The 3169-nt window shown below is 73.3% G+C and carries 3 protein-coding genes and 1 pseudogene; 3 read left to right on the forward strand and 1 reads right to left on the reverse strand.

The features are described from left to right. A pseudogene (locus B7767_RS23455) lies at positions 1-422 on the reverse strand (hypothetical protein); the annotation flags it as partial. A gap of 49 nt (positions 423-471) precedes the next feature. Between B7767_RS23455 and B7767_RS23460 the strand changes: the two are divergent. From B7767_RS23460 to B7767_RS23470, 3 genes are all read left to right on the forward strand, one after another. After that, entirely contained in the window at positions 472-1203 is a 732-nt protein-coding gene (locus B7767_RS23460; protein ID WP_085573937.1) for a DNA alkylation repair protein, read from the forward strand. Between the two features lie 306 nt (positions 1204-1509). Further along, a complete protein-coding gene (gene tuf / locus B7767_RS23465) occupies positions 1510-2679 on the forward strand; it encodes an elongation factor Tu (RefSeq protein ID WP_085573938.1) in 1170 nt (389 codons plus the stop codon). Positions 2680-2751: 72 nt separating this feature from the next. Further along, positions 2752-3169: spermidine synthase (locus B7767_RS23470; protein ID WP_179167254.1), on the forward strand; the 418-nt coding region annotated here is incomplete at its 3' end.

Below are 3169 nucleotides of genomic sequence, written 5' to 3' on the forward strand. Positions count from 1 at the left end.
CGCCCCAGGCAGAAGGCCAGCCCGGCGCCCAGCACCGTGCCGCCCAGCGCCGCGCCCAGGCCGAGCTGGGAGCCGAACAGCGCGCCCGCGGCGAGGTTCAGCAGCGGGCGCGGCACGAACGCCACCGTGCACACCCCGTAGGCCACCGCGTACGCCACGACCGCGGCGGCCCCGCCGAGCTGTGCGGGCCAGCCGTCGGTCAGCAGCCGCTGCGGCTCGAACGCGAGCATCAGCGACGCGGCGGTGAGGAGCAGGGCGACCAGCAGGGACAGCCGTGACCACGGCGACAGCAGGAATCTGGCGCAGCGGGCGGCGAATCCCGTGGCGGTGGCCGGCGGGAGCGGTACCGAGAGGTCCGTGGCGGTGGCCCGGGGAGAGGCCGTGGCGGCGGTGCCCCCAGAGCGGGTGGTGGCATCGAGCATCCGGTGACACTAACCGACAAATGTGTGTGATCGCCGTAGTGTTCGTCTCATGCGCGTCACAGAGGAGGGCACGGCGACACCGCGGGTGCCGGGCAGCCCGCTCGCCGACGCCGTGCTGGAGCGGCTCACCGCCGCGTACGGACCCGCGGCCGATCCGGAGCGGGCCGTGGCCCTGCGGGCGTACATGAAGGACGTCGCACCCTTCCTCGGTATGACCACCCCGGCCCGCCGAGCCCTGTCCCGCACCGTCGTGGAAGGGCTGCCCCGCCCCGGCGAGGCCGACTGCGCGGCCGTCGCCCTGCGCTGCTGGGAGCTGCCCGAGCGCGAGTACCAGTACTTCGCCGTGGACTACCTGCGCCGCCACGTACGGCACTGCTCCTCCGGCTTCCTGCCCGTCGCCCGGCACCTCGTCACCACGGTCCCGTGGTGGGACACCGTCGACCTGCTCGCCGCGCACGTCGTCGGGGCGCTGGTCGCCGCCGACCGGAGCCTCACCGCCGAGATGGACGAGTGGATCGGCGACGACGACCTGTGGCTCGTCCGCACCGCCCTGCTCCACCAACTGCGCTACAAGGAACGCACCGACACCGCACGCCTCTTCGACTACTGCCTGCGCCGGTCCGGACACCAGGACTTCTTCGTCCGCAAGGCCATCGGCTGGTGCCTGCGCGAGTACGCCAAGACCGACCCCGACGCCGTACGAGCCTTCCTGGCGCGCGAACAGGGACGGTTCGCGCCGCTGTCGGTACGGGAGGCGCTGAAGAACATCGGCACCCGGTAGCCAGGACCGGCGCGGAAAACCATTCGACGCGGGGCGGGTCGTCGGCAAGGATCGACGCCATGTTCCGGTACGCCTTCCACCTCGCAGCATCCGCGGTCGCGGATGCCCCGAAGGCTGCCGCTCCCACCTTCCTCGCCGCAGTCGACGGCGCCCGAAGCTGACCCTCCCCGGATCGTCCGGCGGACCCCCCAGGGGGAGGGTCGGCCGGGTTCCTGGGGTCCCCGTCCCGGCCGCGCGCCGATCCGCCGCGCCCGGGGCCGTCACGCGTCACCACGCGTCATCACCGAGAGGCTTCGAGGTACCGCCATGTCCAAGACGGCGTACGTCCGCACCAAACCGCATCTGAACATCGGCACGATGGGCCATGTCGACCACGGCAAGACCACCCTGACCGCCGCCATCACCAAGGTCCTCGCCGAGCGCGGCTCCGGCAGTTTCGTCCCGTTCGACCGCATCGACCGGGCGCCGGAGGAGGCCGCGCGCGGCATCACCATCAACATCGCGCACGTCGAGTACGAGACCGACACCCGGCACTACGCCCACGTCGACATGCCCGGTCACGCCGACTACGTCAAGAACATGGTCACCGGCGCCGCGCAGCTCGACGGGGCGATCCTCGTCGTCTCCGCGCTCGACGGGGTCATGCCGCAGACCGCCGAGCACGTGCTGCTCGCCCGCCAGGTGGGCGTCGACCACGTCGTCGTCGCGCTCAACAAGGCCGACGCGGGCGACGAGGAGCTGACCGACCTGGTCGAACTGGAGGTCCGCGACCTGCTCTCCGCGCACGGCTACGGCGGTGAGTCCGCGCCCGTCGTACGGGTCTCCGGGCTGAAGGCGCTGGAGGGCGACCCGCGCTGGACGGCGTCGATCGACGCGCTGCTCGACGCGGTGGACACGTATGTGCCCATGCCCGAGCGGTACCTGGACGCGCCGTTCCTGCTGCCGGTGGAGAACGTGCTCACCATCACCGGCCGGGGCACCGTCGTGACCGGCGCGGTGGAGCGCGGCACGGTCCGCGTCGGCGACCGGGTCGAGGTGCTCGGCGCCGAGGTGGAGACCGTGGTGACCGGCCTGGAGACCTTCGGCAAGCCCATGGAGGAGGCGCAGGCCGGCGACAACGTGGCGCTGCTGCTGCGCGGGGTGCCGCGCGACGCGGTGCGACGCGGGCACGTGGTGGCCGCGCCGGGCAGCGTGGTGCCGAGCCGGCGCTTCACCGCGCAGGTGTACGTGCTGTCGGCCCGCGAGGGCGGCCGTACGACACCGGTGTCCACCGGGTACCGGCCGCAGTTCTACATCCGCACGGCGGACGTCGTGGGCGACGTCGACCTCGGCGAGGTGGCGGTGGCGCGGCCCGGGGACACGGTCACGATGACCGTCGAACTGGGACGGGACGTGCCCCTGGAGTCCGGGCTCGGTTTCGCCGTCCGCGAGGGCGGCCGCACGGTCGGCGCCGGCACGGTGACGACGGTCGGCTGAGCGGCGGAACGGCTGCCCGCTCCCGTACGGGGGGCGGGCAGCCGTCCGTACGGACGACGGCACAATGGGACGGTGAGCGAGCCCATCCCCGTGACCCGTGTCGTCGACCACGGCACCGCCAAGCTGATGCCCGACGTGGACCGGGAACGGGCCTGGCTGCTGACCGTCGACGGGGCACCGCAGTCGTACGTCGACCTGGACGAGCCGACGCACCTGGAGTTCGAGTACGTACGGCGGCTCGGGCACGTCCTCGACACGGTGGCGGAACCGGGGCACCCCCTGGACGTCCTGCACCTCGGCGGCGGCGCGCTCACCCTGCCCCGCTACCTGGCCGCCACCCGCCCCGGCTCCCGGCAGCACGTCGTGGAGTTCGACCGGGCACTGCTGGAACTGGTCGCCGAGCACCTGCCCCTCCCCGCCGACGCCGGCGTCACGCTGCACGCGGCGGACGCCCGCGCCTGGCTGGAGACCGCCCCCGACGCCGGCGCGG

The sequence above is a fragment of the Streptomyces sp. 13-12-16 genome (genome assembly GCF_002114215.1).
Taxonomy (GTDB): Bacteria; Actinomycetota; Actinomycetes; order Streptomycetales; family Streptomycetaceae; genus Streptomyces.